We start from the raw sequence: 17897 nt of genomic DNA on the forward strand, positions 1-17897 counted from the left end.
GGGTCGCCTGTTCGGCGGTGCTGGTGGCGGGCGGGGTCTGGTCGCGGCTGTTTCTGGACAATCTGGGCATCCACCTGCCACAGCTGCGCACCAAGAACACCGTGCTGCGGACGACGCCCGTGCCGGACGGCCCGCAGGGATCGTTCAAATGCAAGCATTTCACCCTGCGCCAGCGGCTGGACGGCGGCTATACCATCGCCTCGGCCCTGCCGGGGCGCTATCAGCTGACGCCGGACAGCTTTCGCCTGATGCGGGCCTTTCTGCCGACCCTGCGCAACGAATGGCGCGGCGTGCGCCCCGGCATCGGCCCGGCCTTCATCGAGGGGCTGCGGACACCCCGCCGCTGGCGCGCCGATCAAGTGACCCCGTTCGAGCGGACCCGCGTGCTGGACCCGGCCCCCGATCTGGCCGCCATCGGGCGGGTGATGGATGTCGTGCGCGCCGCCTATCCGGTCTTTCGCGATGCCCAGGTCGCGCAAAGCTGGGCGGGTTATATCGACGTGCTGCCCGATCTGATCCCGGCGATCTCGACCACGGAAGGGGTGCGGAACGGCATTCCCGGCCTGCATGTCGCGACCGGGTTTTCGGGCCATGGCTTTGGTCTGGGCACCGGGGCGGGGCGGCTGGCCGCCGATCTGATCAGCGGCGATGCGGGCGGCGTGGATCCCGCCCCGTTCCGCCTGCACCGCTTTTCCGACGGCAGCGCGATGACCCCGTTGGAGGGCGTTCTGCGCCGGTAAGGTGGGGGGCATCACGCCCCCCACCCACCCTAATGCGGCTGATGCACCGGGCTTGCCAGCGGCGCGCCCAGTCCGGGGGCGGTGGGGCCGTGATCGTCAGGCGTGACCGAGGCATAGGCGACCTCGTTCAGGCGATAGGCGGCCTCGCCATGTTCGGCGATATCCAGACCGGTCAGTTCTGTCTCGGCATCCACGCGCAGGCCGACCAGCGCATCGGCGATCTTCAGCGCGATCAGCGTGGTGACCAGCGACACGGCGATGCTGAATCCCATGACGCCCACCTGCACGACCATCTGCCCCATCATCGTGCGCCCTTCGGCAAAGCCCAGACCGCCAAGCGAGGGGGCGGCAAAGATCACCGTCAGGATGCCGCCGGTAAAGGCCGCCACCCCGTGGACGCCGAACACGTCAAAGCTGTCGTCATAGCCATAGCGACGCTTGACCACCTCGACCGCAAAGACGCAGACGGGGGCGGTCAGGAATCCGATGGCCAGCGCGCCTGCCGGGCTGACAAAGCCACAGGCCGGGGTGACGGCGACCAGACCGGCGATGGCGCCCGACAGCAGACCAAAGGTGCTGGGGCGGCGGCGGTGCATCCATTCCACCGCCATCCAGCCAAGCGCGCCCGCCGCCCCGCCCAGCATGGTGTTCAGCATGATCAGCATCGCGAAGCCGTTCGCGGCCAGCGCGCAGCCGCCGCAAAAGGCCAGCCAGCCGACCCACAGCATCGCGCCGCCGGTATAGGTCATGGTCATGTTATGGGGCACCAGCATCCGGGTGCCGTATCCCGTGCGCGGGCCCAGCACCAAGGCGCAGACCAGCGCCGCGATGCCCGCGTTCAGATGCACGACATTGCCGCCTGCGAAATCCAGCACGCCCATGCCGAAGACCCAGCCTCCGCCCCAGGCCATATGCGCCATGGGGATGTAATTGATCATCAGCCAGACGGCCATGAACACCATCACGGCGGCGAATTTCATCCGCTCGGCAAAGGCACCGACGATGATCGGCGGGGTGATGGCCGCGAACATCATCATGAACATGACATACAGATATTCCGGGATCGATCCGGTCATGCTGTCCATCGTGATGCCCGACAGGAACATCATCGACAGCCCGCCGATCACCGGGTTCAACGCCGTGTCTGTGTCAAAGGTCAGGCTATAGCCGACCGCGATCCACAGCACGCAGATCATCGCGACCGAGGCCATGATCTGGGTCAGCACCGACAGCGCGTTCTTGGCCCGCGCCATGCCCGCATAGAACAGCCCCAGACCGGGCAGCATCATCAGCATCACGATCATCGCGCAGGCGGCGACAAAGGCGGTGTTGCCGGTATCCAGCGCCGGTTCGGCATCCTGCGCCCAGGCCAAAGCCGGTGACAGTGCCGCCAGCGCGGCAGCAAGGGAAAAGGTTCTCAAGGACATGCGGACCCCACCATGTTCGAAAAGGACATGGCGGATGGTGCCGCATCCTTAAGATATTAACAGTTTCCTGTTGGTTCCCGCTTGCCCGACCGCGCGAATTCACGCGAATGGCTGAAATCCGGGCGCATCTGCCCGGTCCCGGGGCAGAACGCGGCGCTTTGAGCCGTCGGGACAGCGGCCGATGCCACGGTGCGTTGCGGATCATTGCGGGTTCGGTCGCAGCTGCCCGCATCCCGCCCCACGGGCGGTCTGATCGAAATTTGGGCAAGGGCGCCTGGCGGGATGATCCGCGCCTCAAATATTTCTGCAAAGTAAATTTAATATCTTGATAAGCAACTTCATCTGCTTCTAGCCTTGTTCAGGACGCAAGCGTCAGCGTGAACGGAGGTGGCTATGTGCGGCATCGTGGGACTGTTTCTGAAGAACGAGGCTTTGCGGCCCCAACTGGGCGCGATGCTGACCGACATGCTGATCACCATGACGGATCGCGGCCCCGACAGCGCGGGCATCGCGATCTATGGCGAGGGTGACCGGCTGAAGATCACCGTGCAGTCCGACGATCCCGCCAGCGCCTTTGCGGGCCTGGACGCGGCGCTGGCGGCGGCGCTGGACGGCGATGTTTCGATGCGCGTCATCGACACCCATGCCGTCCTGACCCTGCCCGACGGGACCGAGACAGCGGCCCGCGCCTTTCTGCTGGACAAGGGCCTGCGCGTCATGGGGGCGGGCCGCTCGATGGAGATCTTCAAGGAGGTCGGGTTGCCCCGCGACGTGGCCCGGCGGTTCGATCTGCGCGCCATGTCGGGCAGCCACGGCATCGGCCATACGCGGATGGCCACCGAAAGCGCGGTCACGACGCTTGGCGCGCATCCGTTCTCGACCGGCACGGATCAGTGCCTTGTCCATAACGGGTCGCTGTCCAACCACAACCAGATGCGTCGCAGCCTGACCGCCAGCGGCTTTGCCCCCCTGACCGCCAACGATACCGAGGTGGCGGCCTGCTATCTGTCGTCCCGTCTGGCCGGAGGCGACAGTCTGGGGCAGGCGCTGGAAGGCACGCTGAAGGATCTGGACGGGTTCTTCACCTTTGTCGTCGGCACCGCCAACGGCTTTGGTGTGGTTCGCGACCCGATCGCCTGCAAACCCGCCATCATGGCCGAGACCGACGATTACGTCGCCTTCGGGTCCGAATACCGCGCGCTGGCCGATCTGCCCGGCATCGAGACCGCCCGGGTCTGGGAACCCGAACCCGCCACCGTCTATTTCTGGGAACGCTGACATGCAGACCATCGATCTTGCCACCACCCCCCTGCGCGATCTGAACGCGGCCCTGCAGGCGCAGGGCCCGGACACTAACCAGACCGACTGGCAGGTTCTGAACCCCAAGGGCGCCCATGCCATCGCCGTGGGTCTGGACGCAGCCATCGAGGTGACGGTGAAAGGCCCCACCGGATATTATTGCGGCGGCATGAACAAGCAGGCGACGATCCGGGTTGCCGGGTCCGCCGGGCCGGGGGTGGCCGAAAACATGATGTCGGGCACCGTCGTGGTCGAAGGCGATGCCAGCCAATATGCGGGCGCGACCGGCAATGGCGGGCTGCTGGTGATCAAGGGCAATGCCAGTTCGCGCTGCGGCATCTCGATGAAGGGGATCGACATCGTCGTGCATGGCAATATCGGGCATATGTCGGCCTTCATGGCGCAATCGGGCAATCTGGTGGTGCTGGGCGATGCGGGCGACGCGCTTGGCGACAGCCTGTACGAGGCGCGGCTGTTCGTGCGCGGATCGGTCAAGTCGCTTGGCTCGGACTGTATCGAGAAAGAGATGCGGCCCGAACATCTGGACCTGCTGGCCGATCTGCTGGCCCGCGCGGGTGCCGATGCGCAGCCCCAGGATTTCCGCCGCTATGGCTCGGCCCGCAAACTGTATCATTTCAACGTCGACCACGCCGCGGCGTACTAAAGTGAGGGACGACATGGACAAGACCACAGGCACAAGGCCGCGCGACAGCTGGACCTTCAGCCCCGACATCAATGCCGAGATCCGCCGCGCGGCCCAGACCGGCATCTATGACATTCGCGGCGGCGGCGCCAAACGGCGTCTGCCGCATTTCGACGACCTGCTGTTTCTGGGCGCCTCGATGAGCCGTTACCCGTTGGAGGGTTATCGCGAGACCTGCGACACCTCGGTCGTGCTGGGCACGCGCTTTGCGAAAAAGCCGATCCGGCTGACGATCCCGGTGACCATTGCGGGCATGTCCTTTGGTGCCCTGTCCGGCCCCGCAAAAGAGGCTTTGGGGCGCGGCGCGACGCTGGCGGGCACATCGACGACCACCGGCGATGGCGGCATGACGGATGAGGAACGCGGCCATTCCGATCAGTTGGTTTATCAATATCTGCCAAGCCGCTATGGCATGAATCCCGACGATCTGCGCCGCTGTGATGCGATCGAGATCGTGGTGGGGCAAGGCGCCAAGCCCGGCGGCGGTGGCATGTTGCTGGGCCAGAAGATCACCGAACGGGTCGCGGGCATGCGCAACCTGCCGGTGGGCATCGACCAAAGGTCCGCCTGCCGCCATCCCGACTGGACCGGCCCCGACGATCTGGAAATCAAGATCCTCGAACTGCGCGAGATCACCGGATGGGAAAAGCCCATCTATATCAAGATCGGCGGCGCGCGGCCCTATTACGACACCGCGCTGGCGGTCAAGGCGGGCGCCGATGTGGTGGTGCTGGACGGGATGCAGGGCGGGACGGCCGCCACGCAGGACGTTTTCATCGAGAATGTCGGTCAGCCCACCCTGGCCTGCATCCGCCCCGCCGTGCAGGCGCTGCAGGATCTGGGCATGCACCGCAAGGTGCAGCTGGTCGTGTCAGGCGGCATCCGCACCGGCGCCGATGTGGCCAAGGCGCTGGCGCTTGGCGCCGATGCGGTGGCCATCGGTACGGCGGCGCTGATCGCCCTGGGCGAGAATGACCCGAAATGGGGCGCTGATTACGCGGCGCTTGGCACCACGGCGGACGCCTATGATGACTGGCACGAGGGGCGCGATCCGGCGGGTATCACCACGCAGGATCCCGACCTGATGGCGCGGTTCGACCCGATCGAGGGCGCGCGTCGGCTGCGCAACTATCTGGCGGTGCTGACGCTGGAATGCCAGACCATCGCGCGGGCCTGCGGCAAAAGCCATGTCCACAATCTGGAACCCGAGGATCTGTGTGCCCTGACCATCGAGGCCGCCGCCATGGCCGGCGTGCCCCTGGCCGGCACCAACTGGATTCCGGGCCGCACCGGGCTGTGAGTACCGGGTTGTAAGTGCTGGGCTGCGAGGGCCGGGCTGGGACGGACAGCCCGTGACTGGCAGCCGATGAATGACAGGCCGCGACTGACGGCCCTTTGAACCGATGACCAGACGGGCGGGGCATGCATCCCGCCCCGGTCCCCCCTCTCTCCTTCAACAGGGACTAGCGCCATGACCGATCTGGCAGCCTTTGCCGAAAGCCGGGGCATCAAGTATTTCATGATCTCCTATACCGACCTGTTTGGCGCGCAGCGGGCCAAGCTGGTGCCCGCGCAGGCCATTGCCGCGATGCAGGCGGATGGCGCGGGGTTCGCGGGGTTCGCCACATGGCTGGACCTGACCCCCGCCCATCCCGACATGATGGCCCTGCCCGATGCGGCATCGGTGTTCCAGCTGCCGTGGAAACGCGACGTGGCCTGGGTCGCGTCGAACTGCGTGATGGCGGGGGGCGGGCCGCTGGATCAGGCGCCGCGCAATGTGCTGGCCCGGCAGGTGGACAGGGCCGCCCAGATGGGTCTGACCGTCAAGACCGGGGTCGAGCCGGAATTCTTTCTGCTGACGCCGCAGGGAACACAGATATCGGACCCGGCCGATACGGCGGTCAAGCCCTGCTATGATCAGCAGTCCGTCATGCGCCGCTATGACGTGATCGCCGAGATCTGCGATGCCATGCTGGAGCTGGGCTGGCAGCCCTATCAGAACGACCACGAGGATGCGAACGGCCAGTTCGAGATGAACTGGATGTATGACAGCGCCCTTGCCACCGCCGACAAGCACAGCTTTTTCAAGTTCATGACCCGCTCGATCGCGGAAAAGCACGGGATGCGCGCGACTTTCATGCCCAAACCCATCATGGGGCTGACCGGCAATGGCTGTCACGCCCATATCTCGGTCTGGCGGCAGGATGGCACGAATGCCTTTGCCGATGACGTCGATCCCCTGGGCCTGTCGCCCGAGGGGTATCACTTTGTCGGCGGCATCATGAACCATGCCACGGCGCTGGCGGCACTGACCAATCCCACGGTGAACAGCTATAAGCGGATCAACGCGCCGCGCACCGTGTCGGGGGCAACATGGGCGCCCAATTCCGTGACATGGACGGGCAACAACCGCACGCATATGATCCGCGTGCCCGGACCGGGCCGGTTCGAATTCCGCCTGCCCGACGGCGCCGCCAACCCCTATCTGTTGCAGGCCGCGATCATCGCCGCCGGTCTGTCGGGGCTGGCCTCAAAGGCCGACCCGGGGCCGCGATCCGATGTGGACATGTATGCCGAGGGTCATACCGTGACCCATGGCGCCCGCCTGCCGCTGAACCTGCTGGACGCGATCCGCGCCTATGACGCCGACGATGCGCTGAAGGCCGCGATGGGTCAGGGGTTCTCCGACGCCTATATCAAGCTGAAGACGCAGGAATGGCACAGCTATTGCGCGCATCTGAGCCAATGGGAACGCGACACCACGCTGGATATCTGATGCCTTGAGCGGCGGGGGCGCGCAGCCCGGTGCCGACCATGACACAGGACCGGGCGCCACCCCCCAAGGGACGGCGCCCGCCGGATGTCAGCCGCCGGTGATCGCCAGCAGCGCCAGATACATGACCGATGGCCCCAGCAGGCAACCCAGCCCGGTGTAGAACGTCGCCGTCATCGCGCCGTAAGGCACCAGCCGCTTGTCGGTGGCGGCCAGACCGCCCGCGACGCCGCTGGTCGTGCCCATCAGCCCGCCATAGGCCATTGCCGATTTGGGATTGTTCAGCCCGATCAGCGGCGCGACCAGCGGCGTGCCGATCATGACCAGCACCGCCTTCAACAGGCCCGCCGCCACCGACAGTGCGATCACGTCGGAACTGGCGCCAAGCGCCGTCCCGGTCACCGGGCCCACGATATAGGTCGCGGCCCCGCCGCCGATGGTCGCCATGCTGACCGCATCGGTATAGCCGAAGGCCGCCGCCACCAGCGCGCCCACGGCAAAGGACACCACGATCCCAAGCGCCAGCGCGACGACACCCGCCGCCCCCGCCTTGCGGATCTCGCGGATATCGACGCCATAGGCGGTCGAGACGATCGCCAGATCGCGCAGCATCGCGCCGCCCATCAGCCCGATGCCCGCAAACAGCGGCACATCCGCCAGACCCTTGTCGCCGCCGGTGGCAAGCCCGCCCCACCAGGCCAGCACCAGCCCGATGATGATCGCCACCGCCGAGCCGTGCAGCCGCCCCGCCGACAGCCGGTCCGAGATCTGATAGGATATCCACATCACCACGCCGACGGTCACAAAGGCAAAGACCAGCCCGTTCTTGGCCAGGATTTCGGTGATCATCTCCATGATGTCACGCCTCCTGTGCCATCAGGGGCGGCAGCGGCGCATCCTGCCCGCCGATCCGCGCGACGACCGGGACCAGCGCCATGCAGGCGGCGGTCGCGCCCACGCCCGCGATGATCGCGACAGGGCCACCGGCCAGCGCGGCGACGACGTTCTGCTGGGCGGCCATCGCGACGACGATGGGGATGTACATCGCGCTCCAGAACAGGATGCCCTGTTCGGACAGTTGCGGCAGGCGCCCGGTGCGGCGCAGCCAGTCGGTGGCCACGATCAGCAGCAGCATGGCAAAGCCCACGCCCCCGACATTGGACTGCACGCCCAAAAGAACGCCCAGCAGATCGCCCAGAATGACGCCCGCCAGATGACAGGCGGCCAGGGCCGCGACTCCATAGATTATCATGATATTCCTCCCGTTTTTCGGTATGCACCGCCGGTCCCGCGCGACCTCCTCCGTCGCGCAGGTGCGGTCAGATCTTAGGCACGCAGATGTCAGGCATGGGCCTGATCGTACAGTCCGGCGTGAAGACGGCGCAGTTCCGCCTTTTGCACCTTGCCCATGACATTGCGCGGCAGCTGATCGACGACGATCACCCGCTTGGGTTGTTTGAAACGGGCCAGATGGCCCGCCAAAGCGGCGCGGATGGCGTCCGGGTCCAGCGAGGCGTCCTTGGCGACCACGATGGCCGTCACCGCCTCGCCCAGATCGGCATGGGGCAGGCCGATGACCGCGCTTTCCAGCACGCCGGGCAGGGCGTCGATGGCCTCTTCGACCTCTTTGGGATAGACGTTGTAGCCGCCCGAGATCACCAGATCCTTGTCGCGCCCGACGATCCGCAGATAGCCGTCAGCCTCGATCGTGCCCAGATCACCGGTGATGAAGAACCCGTCGGGGCGAAATTCCGACGCGGTCTTTTCCGGCATGTTCCAATAGCCCTGAAAGACGTTCGGCCCCTTGACCTCGATCAGCCCGATTTCCCCGGCGGGCAGGGGGGTGCCTGTTTCGCGGTCGGTGATGCGCACGGTGATGCCCGGCAGCGCCATGCCGACGGCACCCGCGATCCGCGCACCCTCGTAGGGGTTCGAGGCGATCATGCAGGTTTCGGTCATGCCGTAACGCTCCAGGATCATCTGCCCGGTGCGGTCGTGGAAGGCGCGGTGATCCTCGGCCAGGAGGGGGGCCGATCCCGATACGAACAGGCGCATCCCGGCGGTGGTCTGCCGGTCCAGCCGGGGCGATTTCAGCAGCCGCGTGTAAAAGGTCGGCACCCCCATCAGCACGGTCGCCCGCGCCATCAGATCGATCGCCTGATCGGCATCGAATTTGGTCAGAAAGATCATCGTCGCGCCCGACACCAGCGCCATGTTGGCGGCGACGAACAGGCCGTGGGTGTGAAAGATCGGCAGCGCATGGATCAGCCGGTCATTGGCGTCGAACCGCCAGCAGTCCAGCAACGCCTGCGTGTTCGAGGTCAGGTTGCCATGCGTCAGCACCGCCCCCTTGGACCGCCCCGTCGTCCCCGAGGTGTAAAGGATCGCCGCCCGGTCGTCGGGGCCGCAGGGATGCACATCCTCGCGCGGGGTGGCGGCGGCTGCGCGGTCGGTCAGCGAGCCCTGACCGTCCGCACCAAGCGTTTCCACCGCCAGCGCGTCGCTGGCGCGATGGGCGTGACCCGCAGCCTCGGCCGGGTCGCAGACGAACAGGCGCGGCGCGGCGTCGCCGATGAAATAGTCGATCTCGGACCCGGTATAGGCCGGGTTCAGCGGCAGAAAGATCCCGCCCACCTGCAGCGTGGCCAGATAAAGCGCGATCGCCTCGGGCGATTTCTCGATCTGGGCGGCGACGCGGTCGCCGGGGCTGACGCCAAGGTCGGTCAGCGCGCCGGCCAGTCGTTCGACCATGTCGCGCATCCGGGCAAAGCTGATATCGGGCTGGCCGGGGCGTTCGAACAGGGTCTTGCCCTGCATCACCTCGGCGGTCTGGGTGAAATGGTCGTGGATGGTCTGCATGTGGTCTCCTCCCTCATGGTCTTGTCGTCTTGTGATTTCAGGCCTTCAGTGCGGCGGCAAGCTGGGCGCCATGGGCGACCGCGCCATCGCGGATGAAGGCTTCGTGCCGGTCCTCGATCCGGTCCAGTTCGTACAGATAATTGATCATCAGCCCATGCGCCGATTTCAGCGCTGAGGGGGCCAGATCGGCGGGCCAGTTCAGCCGGTGCGCGCTGGCGCCGTTGCCCAGATGGAACCGCGCCACCGGATCGGCGGGCTGCCCGCCCCGGCCCCTGGCGGTCACGATATACCGCGCGGCCACGGCCAGCACCTGCGGGCGCAGGGCCTCGATCGCGCCGGGATCGCCGGTCCAGCCGCCCGCCAGCGCCTCGCGCAGCGCCACGGCCTGCGGATCGTCTTGTGCGGCCAGCCAGCTTGCAAAACCGGGCACCGGCGACAGCGTCACGAATGTCCGCAGATCGGGCAGTTCGGATGACAGCACCGCCACCACCTGCTTGATCAGGAAATTGCCAAAGCTGACGCCCTTCAACCCGGCAAGGCTGTTGTTGATGGAATAGAAGACCGCCGTATCTGCAGGCGCCGCGTCGCGCGCCTCGGGGGTTGTGTCCGGGGCGGTCAGGATCGGGGCGATGGCATCGGGCACCCCCTGGGTCAGCGCCACCTCGACGAAGATCAGCGGCTCGTCACCGGTCGCGGGGTGGAAAAAGGCATAGAGCCTGCGGTCATTATCGGCCAGACGCCGCTTCAGATCGGGCCAGCCCTGCATCTGGTGGACGCTTTCATATTCCATCAGCTTTTCAAGGATCGCGGCGGGCGCGTTCCAGTCGATCCGCCGCATGGTCAGGAAACCGCGGTTGAACCAGCTGGCCAGCAGATGCGCGAAATCCTGATCGATGGGGGCCAGTACCTTGTCGCTGCGGATCGCTGCCAGCAGATCCTGACGCATCCGCACCAGCCGCAGCGTCGCGCCGGGCGCCATGTTCAGCCGCCGCAGCAGGGTCTGGCGTGCCGGTTCCACCGCCTGAAACAGCCCCGCCACCGCCGCCGCATCGGGGCTTGCGTCCCATGTCGCATAGGCCGCGCGGATCGCGCCCGCATCGACGCCGTGATCGTCTCGCAGCGCGCGGAAAAACTCCAGCCGCTGATCGGCGTCCAGTTCGGCATAGGCCGACAGTGCCTGATCGGCCACCGCCACCCGCGCCGCATCCCCGATCCGCCCCATCAGCACCGCGCAGGCGACCCGTGCGCGTTCGGATGCCGGACGGGCCAGCGCCTTCAGCGTCTCGGCCTCGCCACCGCGCTTGCGCCGTGTGATCGCCTCGACGAAATCGGTCAGAAATGCCAGTCGTTGCTTGCCCATGATGATCCTCCCCCTCAAGTGATATACACCGAATCGGGCGTGTTGTATATAACAACCCTCCGCATGGACTTTTGGCTGGGCCTGCGGTGGAATAAGCGGCCAGAACAGGTGCCCCGATGATCCTTCCGACCGCGCAACGCATCCGACTTGCCTTGGAAAACGCCATTGTGGATGGGCGTCTGCTGCCGGGCCAGCAGATCGACCCCGAACAGGTCGCGCTGGATTACGGCTGTTCGCGCACCCCCGTCCGCGAGGCTCTGCAGGCGCTGGAGGCGTCGGGCCTGCTGATCGTCATGCCCAAGCGCGGCACCTTTGTGGCCAAGCTGGGCGTGGCCGAACTGATGGACCGGTTCGAGCTGATGGCCGAGCTGGAATCCTTTTGCGCGCGTCTGGCCTGCCGCCGCCGCGACGCGTCCGATCTGGCCCGGATCGAGGCCAGCCTGATCGCCTGCGAGGGGGCGCGCCACGATCCCGACCGCTATTATGTCGAAAACACCGCCTTTCATCAGGCGATCTATCGCGCCGCCCATAATCCGTTTCTGGAGGCCGAGACCCGCCGCCTGCAGGCGATCCTGCAGCCCTATCGCCGCCGACAGCTGCAGGCGGTGGGGCGCGTCGCCACCTCGTTCGACGAACATCGCCGCATCGCCGCGGCGATCCGCGACGGTGACGGGGATGCTGCGGCACGGGCGATGACCGATCATGTGCTGGTGCAGGGCGAACGGTTCCGCGATCTGGTCGCGATGGTGGACCGTCTGTCCCATGCCCGGCCCCCGGCGCGGACCGGCGGCGCGGCGATCCCGCCGTCCTGACGGCGGCTTTGGTCCCCTGTCCCGCAGGCGGGTCATGGAATGTCCCGTGCGGTTCATGTTAAGGCAGGACCATGCAGGGGCCGACAGGATCGGCCCCCTCCGCTCCCCTTGCACGGGGATCACTCTGACGACCGACGCCGCATGGCGTGAACGGACAGGATGCTCGACATGACCCATATTCCCCACGGTGCCCATCTGATCGCAGGCCAGCAGATTGCCACGACCGCTCGGTTCACCTCGGACCCCGCGCATGGCGATGCGCATCAGTTTTCGATCGGCAATCCCGATCTGGTGGCCAAGGCTTGCGCCGCTGCCGAGGCCGCCTTTGACGATTTCGCCGCCACCACGCGCGAGGATCGCGCCCGCCTGCTGGAGACGATCGCCGACCAGATCGAGGCCCGGGCCGAGGCGATCACCCTGATCGGCAGCCAGGAAACCGGCCTGCCCGAAGGCCGCCTGCAGGGCGAGCGGGGCCGCACCACCGGCCAGCTACGCCTGTTCGCGGATCATATCCGCAAGGGCGATTATCTGGACCGCCGCCATGACGCGGCGCTGCCCGACCGTCAGCCGATGGCGCGCCCCGATCTGCGGATGATCCAGCGGCCCATCGGCCCGGTCGCGGTCTTTGGCGCCTCGAACTTTCCGCTGGCCTTCTCGGTCGCGGGCGGGGACACGGCGGCGGCGCTGGCCGCAGGCTGCCCGGTCGTGGTCAAGGGCCATTCTGCGCATCCCGGCACCGGCGAGATCGTCGGCGACGCCATCGTCGCGGCGCTGGCCGAATGCGGCCTGAACCCCGGCATCTTCAGTCTTGTCCAGGGCGGCAAGCGCGATGTGGGCGAGGCGCTGGTCACCGATCCGCGCATCAAGGCGGTCGGCTTCACAGGCAGCCTTGGCGGCGGTCGGGCGCTTTACAACCTGTGCGCCGCGCGCCCCGAGCCGATTCCCTTCTTTGGCGAATTGGGCAGCGTCAACCCGATGTTCGTGCTGCCTCAGGCGCTGGCCGCGCGGGGCGAGGCGATCGCCACGGGTTGGGCGGGCAGCCTGACCATGGGCGCGGGCCAGTTCTGCACCAATCCCGGCATTGCCGTGCTGATCGACGGCCCCGAGGCCGATGCCTTCGTGGCGACGGTCACGGCGGCGCTGGTCAAGGTCGCGCCCCAGACCATGCTGACCCCCGGCATGGCCACGGCCTATCGCGACGGCGCCGCGCGGATCGCCAAGGGGCAGGGCGTGCAATCCCTGCTGGCGGTCGATGCGGATGCCCGCGCCGCCGGGCCGCATCTGTATCAGGTGGGTGCCGCCGACTGGATGGCCGATCACGGCCTGTCGGACGAGGTGTTCGGCCCGCTTGGGCTGGTCATCCGCGTGGCCGATGCCGCCCAGATGGAGGAGGTCGCCCGCCGCTTTGCCGGTCAGCTGACCGCGACGCTGCAGCTGGACGACGCTGACACCGATCTGGGCCGCCGCCTGCTGCCGGTGCTGGAACGCATGGCGGGCCGGGTTCTGGCCAACGGCTTTCCGACCGGGGTCGAGGTCGCGGATACGATGGTTCATGGCGGTCCCTATCCGGCCTCGACGAATTTCGGCGCGACCTCGGTCGGCACGCTGTCGATCCGGCGCTTCCTGCGCCCGGTCTGCTATCAGAACCTGCCCGAGGCCCTGCTGCCGCAGGATCTGGGCTGATCGTCTGATCGCCGGGGCGCCTGTCAGGTGCCCCGGTTCCGCCCTTGAAAGGACACCCCTCGCGATGCTGAAAACTCTTAATCCGCTGCTGACCGGCGATCTGCTGGCGATCCTGGCCGATATGGGCCATGGGGACGAAATCGTCATCACCGACGCCAACTTCCCCGCCGACAGCATGGCGCAGCGGCTGGTCCGCCTGCCCGGCATCAGTGCCACCGATGCGCTGGATGCGGTGCTGTCGCTGCTGCCCCTGGATGATTTCGTCGATCACCCCGCCGCCGCCATGGACGCGCCGGGCGAGACGCCGCCGATTTATCCCGAATTCGAGGCCGCGCTGGCCCAGGCCGAAGGCCGCCCCCTGACGCTGGAACCGCTTGAACGGTTCGCCTTTTACGAGCGGACCCGCGCCGCCTATGCCGTCATCGCGACCGGAGAGCGCAGGCTCTATGCCAATATCATCCTGAAAAAAGGCGTGATCCGGTCGCCCGAGGCCTGATCCGACCGCCACGGTCTGGGCCGGGCCGGGGATGAACCCCTTGGCCCGGTTCTGCCCTGCCTGGCGCGATCAGTGGTTGTGGCGCGGCAGATTGTCCGAAATGCGCTGAAACTCCTCGGCGCCCGCGATGGTCGCGCCGCGATCCAGCTGGGTGACCGTCTGGCGATAGATCCTTTGCCAGGGCGTGGCCGAGGCGGGCACGCCGGGAATGCCCTCGGCCTTGCGGGCGGTGATCTGCGCCTCGTCCACCAGCATGTCGCATTGGCCCTTGTTCAGGTCGATGCGGATGCGGTCGCCGGTGCGCAGCCATGCCAGCCCCCCGCCCGCCGCGCTTTCCGGCGAGGCGTTCAGTATCGAGGGGCTGTCGGCCGTGCCCGATTGCCGCCCGTCGCCGATGGTCGGCAGGCTGCGGATGCCCGCCCGGATCAGCCGGTCGGGGGGCTGCATGTTCACCACCTCGGCCGCCCCCGGCCAGCCAAGCGGCCCGGCGCCGCGGATCACCAGAATGGAATCCTCGTCGATGGCCAGATCCGGATCGTTGATCCGCGCATGATAGTCGCCCGATCCGTCAAAGACAAAGGCCGTGCCCTCGAAGATGTTCTCGCGTCCCGGCTGTGACAGATAGCGGGCGCGGAAATCCTCGGAGATCGCGCTGGTCTTCATGATCGCGAAATCGAACAGATTGCCGCGCAGAACCAGAAAGCCCGCCCGGTCCATCATCGGCGCCGAGAAGGGCTTGATCACCTCGCGGTCCGGGCTTTCGCGGCCCGCCAGATTTTCAGCCATGGTCTTGCCGGTCACGGTCGGGCAATCGCCGTCCAGCATCCCCGCCTGCAGCAATTCCCACATCACGGCAGGCACGCCGCCCGCGCGGTGAAACCGTTCGCCAAGATAGGCGCCCGAGGGCTGGACATTGGCCAGCAGCGGCACGTCATAGCCATGGCGCTGCCAGTCTTCGGGCTGCAGATCGACCCCGGCATGCAGCGCCATCGCCATCAGATGCGGCTGTGCATTGGTCGATCCGCCAATCGCCGAATTCAGCCGGATCGCGTTCAGAAACGCCGCCCGCGTCAGGATCTGCGACGGGCGGATGTCCTGACGGACCAGCTCCACCGCGCGCAATCCGGTGCGATAGGCGATCTGGCCGCGTTCGCGATAGGCGGCGGGGATCGCCGCGCAGCCGGTCAGCGACATGCCCAAAGCCTCAGCAATGGCGTTCATCGTGGACGCGGTGCCCATCGTGTTGCAATGGCCGATGGAGGGCGCCGAATCCAACGCGGTTTGCAGGAATTCGTCGCGGCTGATCTCGCCCGCCGCCAGCTTGCGGCGCGATTGCCAGATGACAGTGCCCGAACCGACCAGCCGCCCCTCGTGCCAGCCATCCAGCATCGGGCCGCCCGACAGAACGATCGCGGGCAGATCGACCGTCGCCGCCGCCATGATGGCGCTTGGCGTGGTCTTGTCGCAGCCGGTCGTCAGCACCACCCCGTCGAACGGATAGCCATAGAGCAGCTCGACCAGACCCAGATAGGCCAGATTGCGGTCCAGCGCCGCCGTGGGCCGCTTGCAGTTCTCGAACAGCGGATGGCTGGGAAATTCGATCGGGATGCCGCCCGCATCGCGGATGCCGTCGCGCACGCGTTTCGCCAGATCCAGATGGTGGCGGTTGCAGGGGTTCAGGTCGCTGCCCGATTGCGCGATGCCGATGATCGGCTTGCCGGACCGCAATTCCTCGGGCGTGGTGCCGTAATTCATGAAGCGTTCAAGATAGAGCGCGGTCATGTCGGCATGATCGGGATTGTCGAACCAGTCCTGCGACCGCAGGCGGCGGGGGGTCGGGTCGGTCATGTCCGGTCCCTCCGGTCGGAGGAGGGGTTGATCGCCTCAAGATGCATCAACAGCCCGCTGTGATCGGCCTCGCCATGGCCTGCCGCCACGAAATCGGTGAACGAGGCGCGCACGCTGGTCGTCAAGGGCAGGGTCAGGCCGTTGGCATCGGCCAGTTCGGCCACCGCGTCCAGATCCTTCAGTTGCAGGCGCGACAGCCCGCCCGGCGCGAAATCGCGGGTGACCATGCGCCCGCCATGCAGCTCCAGAATGCGGCTTTCGGCAAAGCCGCCCCGGATCGCGTCGCGGAACTTGGCGCGGTCGGCGCCCCCGGCCTCGACCAGCATCATCGCCTCGGCCACGGCGCCAATGGTGACGGCGACGATCTGCTGGTTGGCCAGCTTGCAGACCTGTCCCGCGCCGGATGGCCCGACATGGGTCAGCCGTCCAAGCGGGGTCATCAGCGGCGCGATGCGGTCGATCACATCCGCATCGCCCCCGGCCATCAGCGCCAGCGTCCCGGCCACAGCCCCCGCCACCCCGCCCGAGACGGGGCAATCGACATGGGCCAGCCCCATGCCTTCCAGCCGCTGCGCGTGGTCGCGGGCCAGATGCGGCGCGATGGACGAGGTGTCGATGACCACCGCCCCCGGCGCCATCGCCGCCGCCGTGCCAAGATCGAACAGCACATGCGCGACCGCAGGCCCGTCCGACAGCATGGTAAAGACCACCTGCGCCCCGGCCACCGCCTGCGCGGGATCGGCGGCGACCATCGCCCCGTCTGCGGCCAGTGCCTGCGCCTTGTCGGACGCGCGGTTCCAGACGGTCACCGCATGGCCCGCCGCCAGCAGGCGCCGCACCATCGGCGCACCCATCAGCCCGGTTCCCAGAAACGCGATATGGGTCACAGGCTGCCCCCCAGCTCGTCTTCAATATGGGCGCGGATGATGTCGTCGAAACTTTCCTCGGCGGTAAAGCCCAGTTCCCGCGCGCGGCTGGCGGTAAAGCCGGGCGCCCAGCCCTGACACATGGCGGTGATGGCCGCGTCGGGTTCGCGCCGGATCAGCGCCACCGCATCGGGGCCTGCGACACGGGCCAAAGCCTCGATCTGTTCGCCGACGGTGGCGGACAGGCCGGGCATGGACAGGTTGCGCCGCGCCCCCAAAGCCGACAGGTCCATCGTCGCGGCCCGGATCATGAAGCCCACGGCGGACCGGGGCGAGGTGTGCCAGTGGCGGATATCGTCGGGCACCGGCAGCACGGCGGGCTGGCCCACCAGCGGCTCGCGCAGGATGTTGGAAAAGAACCCCGAGGCCGCCTTGTTCGGCAGGCCGGGGCGGATGCAGATCGTCGGCAGGCGGATGCCGATGCCGTCAAAGAACCCCCGGCGGCTGTAGTCGGCCAGCAACAGCTCGCTGATGGCCTTTTGCGTGCCATAGCTGGTCAGGGGCGTCGTGTGAAACTCGTCCGGGATCGGATAGGGCAGGGGCGCGCCCACCACCGCGATGGACGAGGCAAAGACCACGCGCGGGTAGTATGCGTCGGCGGTATGGGCCAGCCGGATCGCTTCGAACAGATCGCGGGTGCCGTCCAGATTGATGCGGTAGCCCTTTTCGAAATCGGCCTCGGCCTCGCCTGACACGATGGCGGCGAAATGAAAGATCACGTCGGGGCGCAGGGCGATCAGCCGGGCGGCGGTGCCGGGGGCCGACAGGTCGGCGGCCACGCAATCGGTCTTGTTGGCAAAGCCCGCAGGCGCGTCGGGCGCCGCGATATCGACCAGGGTCAGCGTCTGGACCGGCTGGCCCGCCAGCCCGTCCGCGACCAGCCTCTGGGTCAGTTTCCGCCCCAGCATGCCTCCGGCGCCGATGATCAGGATATGCATGTCGGGTCTCCTCCTCAGATCCGGGTGGCAATT

Annotated in this window: 16 protein-coding genes; 8 read left to right on the top strand and 8 right to left on the bottom strand. The window is 67.1% G+C overall.

Features of this window, described 5'->3' with window-relative positions; genetic code table 11:
- Positions 1-740 (top strand): NAD(P)/FAD-dependent oxidoreductase (locus tag EG885_RS14870; RefSeq protein ID WP_131575984.1); only part of this gene is annotated, 740 nt, incomplete at its 5' end.
- 29 nt (positions 741-769) lie between these two features.
- Here the strand turns inward: EG885_RS14870 and EG885_RS14875 are convergent.
- Complete coding sequence (locus EG885_RS14875) at positions 770-2167, bottom strand: ammonium transporter (protein ID WP_131575985.1); 1398 nt, start codon at positions 2165-2167, stop codon at positions 770-772.
- Between the two features lie 393 nt (positions 2168-2560).
- Between EG885_RS14875 and EG885_RS14880 the strand changes: the two genes are divergently transcribed.
- The 4 genes from EG885_RS14880 to glnT all read left to right on the top strand — a co-directional run bounded on the left by EG885_RS14880 (position 2561) and on the right by glnT (position 6945).
- Positions 2561-3445, top strand: coding sequence for a class II glutamine amidotransferase (locus tag EG885_RS14880; RefSeq protein ID WP_131575987.1), 885 nt, complete (start codon positions 2561-2563; stop codon positions 3443-3445).
- Between the two features lies 1 nt (position 3446).
- Positions 3447-4130: a GltB/FmdC/FwdC-like GXGXG domain-containing protein gene (locus tag EG885_RS14885; protein WP_131575989.1), complete on the top strand. Its 684-nt coding sequence runs from the start codon at positions 3447-3449 to the stop codon at positions 4128-4130.
- Positions 4131-4143: 13 nt separating this feature from the next.
- Positions 4144-5469 carry an FMN-binding glutamate synthase family protein gene (locus EG885_RS14890; protein WP_131575991.1) on the top strand — a complete coding sequence of 442 codons (1326 nt, stop codon included), beginning with the start codon at positions 4144-4146 and terminating at the stop codon, positions 5467-5469.
- Between the two features lie 171 nt (positions 5470-5640).
- Positions 5641-6945: a type III glutamate--ammonia ligase gene (gene glnT / locus EG885_RS14895; protein ID WP_131575992.1), complete on the top strand. Its 1305-nt coding sequence runs from the start codon at positions 5641-5643 to the stop codon at positions 6943-6945.
- Positions 6946-7032: 87 nt separating this feature from the next.
- Here the strand turns inward: glnT and madM are convergent, their stop codons facing one another.
- From madM to EG885_RS14915, 4 genes are all read right to left on the bottom strand, one after another.
- Positions 7033-7797, bottom strand: a complete 765-nt coding sequence (gene madM / locus EG885_RS14900; protein WP_131575994.1) for a malonate transporter subunit MadM — start codon at positions 7795-7797, stop codon at positions 7033-7035.
- Between the two features lie 4 nt (positions 7798-7801).
- Positions 7802-8194: a malonate transporter subunit MadL gene (gene madL / locus EG885_RS14905; protein ID WP_131575996.1), complete on the bottom strand. Its 393-nt coding sequence runs from the start codon at positions 8192-8194 to the stop codon at positions 7802-7804.
- Between the two features lie 89 nt (positions 8195-8283).
- On the bottom strand, positions 8284-9801 hold the full coding sequence (locus EG885_RS14910; protein WP_131575998.1) for a malonate--CoA ligase: 1518 nt from the start codon (positions 9799-9801) through the stop codon (positions 8284-8286).
- Between the two features lie 37 nt (positions 9802-9838).
- Entirely contained in the window at positions 9839-11161 is a 1323-nt protein-coding gene (locus tag EG885_RS14915; protein ID WP_131576000.1) for a malonyl-CoA decarboxylase, read from the bottom strand.
- Positions 11162-11277: 116 nt separating this feature from the next.
- Between EG885_RS14915 and EG885_RS14920 the strand changes: the two genes are divergently transcribed.
- The 3 genes from EG885_RS14920 (at position 11278) to EG885_RS14930 (ending at position 14152) form a co-directional block, all read left to right on the top strand.
- A complete protein-coding gene (locus tag EG885_RS14920; protein ID WP_131576002.1) occupies positions 11278-11973 on the top strand; it encodes a GntR family transcriptional regulator in 696 nt (231 codons plus the stop codon).
- A gap of 168 nt (positions 11974-12141) precedes the next feature.
- A complete protein-coding gene (locus EG885_RS14925; RefSeq protein ID WP_131576004.1) occupies positions 12142-13656 on the top strand; it encodes an aldehyde dehydrogenase (NADP(+)) in 1515 nt (504 codons plus the stop codon).
- A gap of 64 nt (positions 13657-13720) precedes the next feature.
- Positions 13721-14152 carry an RbsD/FucU family protein gene (locus EG885_RS14930; protein ID WP_131576006.1) on the top strand — a complete coding sequence of 144 codons (432 nt, stop codon included), beginning with the start codon at positions 13721-13723 and terminating at the stop codon, positions 14150-14152.
- 69 nt (positions 14153-14221) lie between these two features.
- Here the strand turns inward: EG885_RS14930 and EG885_RS14935 are convergent, their stop codons facing one another.
- From EG885_RS14935 to denD, 3 genes are read right to left on the bottom strand one after another with little or no spacing between them, the layout of a single operon-like run.
- Entirely contained in the window at positions 14222-16000 is a 1779-nt protein-coding gene (locus EG885_RS14935; protein WP_131576008.1) for an IlvD/Edd family dehydratase, read from the bottom strand.
- The gene (locus EG885_RS14940; protein ID WP_242679677.1) at positions 15997-16887 is read right to left on the bottom strand and encodes an NAD(P)-dependent oxidoreductase; all 891 of its coding nucleotides are present in this window, start codon (positions 16885-16887) and stop codon (positions 15997-15999) included. The genes EG885_RS14935 and EG885_RS14940 overlap by 4 nt, the downstream gene beginning before the upstream one ends.
- Positions 16884-17864, bottom strand: coding sequence for a D-erythronate dehydrogenase (gene denD, locus EG885_RS14945; RefSeq protein ID WP_131576010.1), 981 nt, complete (start codon positions 17862-17864; stop codon positions 16884-16886). Before denD ends, EG885_RS14940 begins: the two co-directional genes overlap by 4 nt.
- Positions 17865-17897 lie beyond the last annotated feature (33 nt).

This window comes from Paracoccus nototheniae, assembly GCF_004335005.1.
Lineage (GTDB): Bacteria > Pseudomonadota > Alphaproteobacteria > Rhodobacterales > Rhodobacteraceae > Paracoccus > Paracoccus nototheniae.

Excerpts from the sequence above, each read along its gene's own strand:
- EG885_RS14890 (WP_131575991.1), top strand. The coding sequence starts at position 4,144 with ATGGACAAGACCACAGGCACAAGGCCGCGCGACAGCTGGACCTTCAGC.
- glnT (WP_131575992.1), top strand. The coding sequence starts at position 5,641 with ATGACCGATCTGGCAGCCTTTGCCGAAAGCCGGGGCATCAAGTATTTC.
- EG885_RS14935 (WP_131576008.1), bottom strand. The coding sequence starts at position 16,000 with ATGACCGACCCGACCCCCCGCCGCCTGCGGTCGCAGGACTGGTTCGAC.
- EG885_RS14925 (WP_131576004.1), top strand. The coding sequence starts at position 12,142 with ATGACCCATATTCCCCACGGTGCCCATCTGATCGCAGGCCAGCAGATT.
- madM (WP_131575994.1), bottom strand. The coding sequence starts at position 7,797 with ATGGAGATGATCACCGAAATCCTGGCCAAGAACGGGCTGGTCTTTGCC.
- EG885_RS14880 (WP_131575987.1), top strand. The coding sequence starts at position 2,561 with ATGTGCGGCATCGTGGGACTGTTTCTGAAGAACGAGGCTTTGCGGCCC.
- EG885_RS14885 (WP_131575989.1), top strand. The coding sequence starts at position 3,447 with ATGCAGACCATCGATCTTGCCACCACCCCCCTGCGCGATCTGAACGCG.
- EG885_RS14920 (WP_131576002.1), top strand. The coding sequence starts at position 11,278 with ATGATCCTTCCGACCGCGCAACGCATCCGACTTGCCTTGGAAAACGCC.
- EG885_RS14910 (WP_131575998.1), bottom strand. The coding sequence starts at position 9,801 with ATGCAGACCATCCACGACCATTTCACCCAGACCGCCGAGGTGATGCAG.
- EG885_RS14875 (WP_131575985.1), bottom strand. The coding sequence starts at position 2,167 with ATGTCCTTGAGAACCTTTTCCCTTGCTGCCGCGCTGGCGGCACTGTCA.
- EG885_RS14930 (WP_131576006.1), top strand. The coding sequence starts at position 13,721 with ATGCTGAAAACTCTTAATCCGCTGCTGACCGGCGATCTGCTGGCGATC.
- denD (WP_131576010.1), bottom strand. The coding sequence starts at position 17,864 with ATGCATATCCTGATCATCGGCGCCGGAGGCATGCTGGGGCGGAAACTG.
- madL (WP_131575996.1), bottom strand. The coding sequence starts at position 8,194 with ATGATAATCTATGGAGTCGCGGCCCTGGCCGCCTGTCATCTGGCGGGC.
- EG885_RS14915 (WP_131576000.1), bottom strand. The coding sequence starts at position 11,161 with ATGGGCAAGCAACGACTGGCATTTCTGACCGATTTCGTCGAGGCGATC.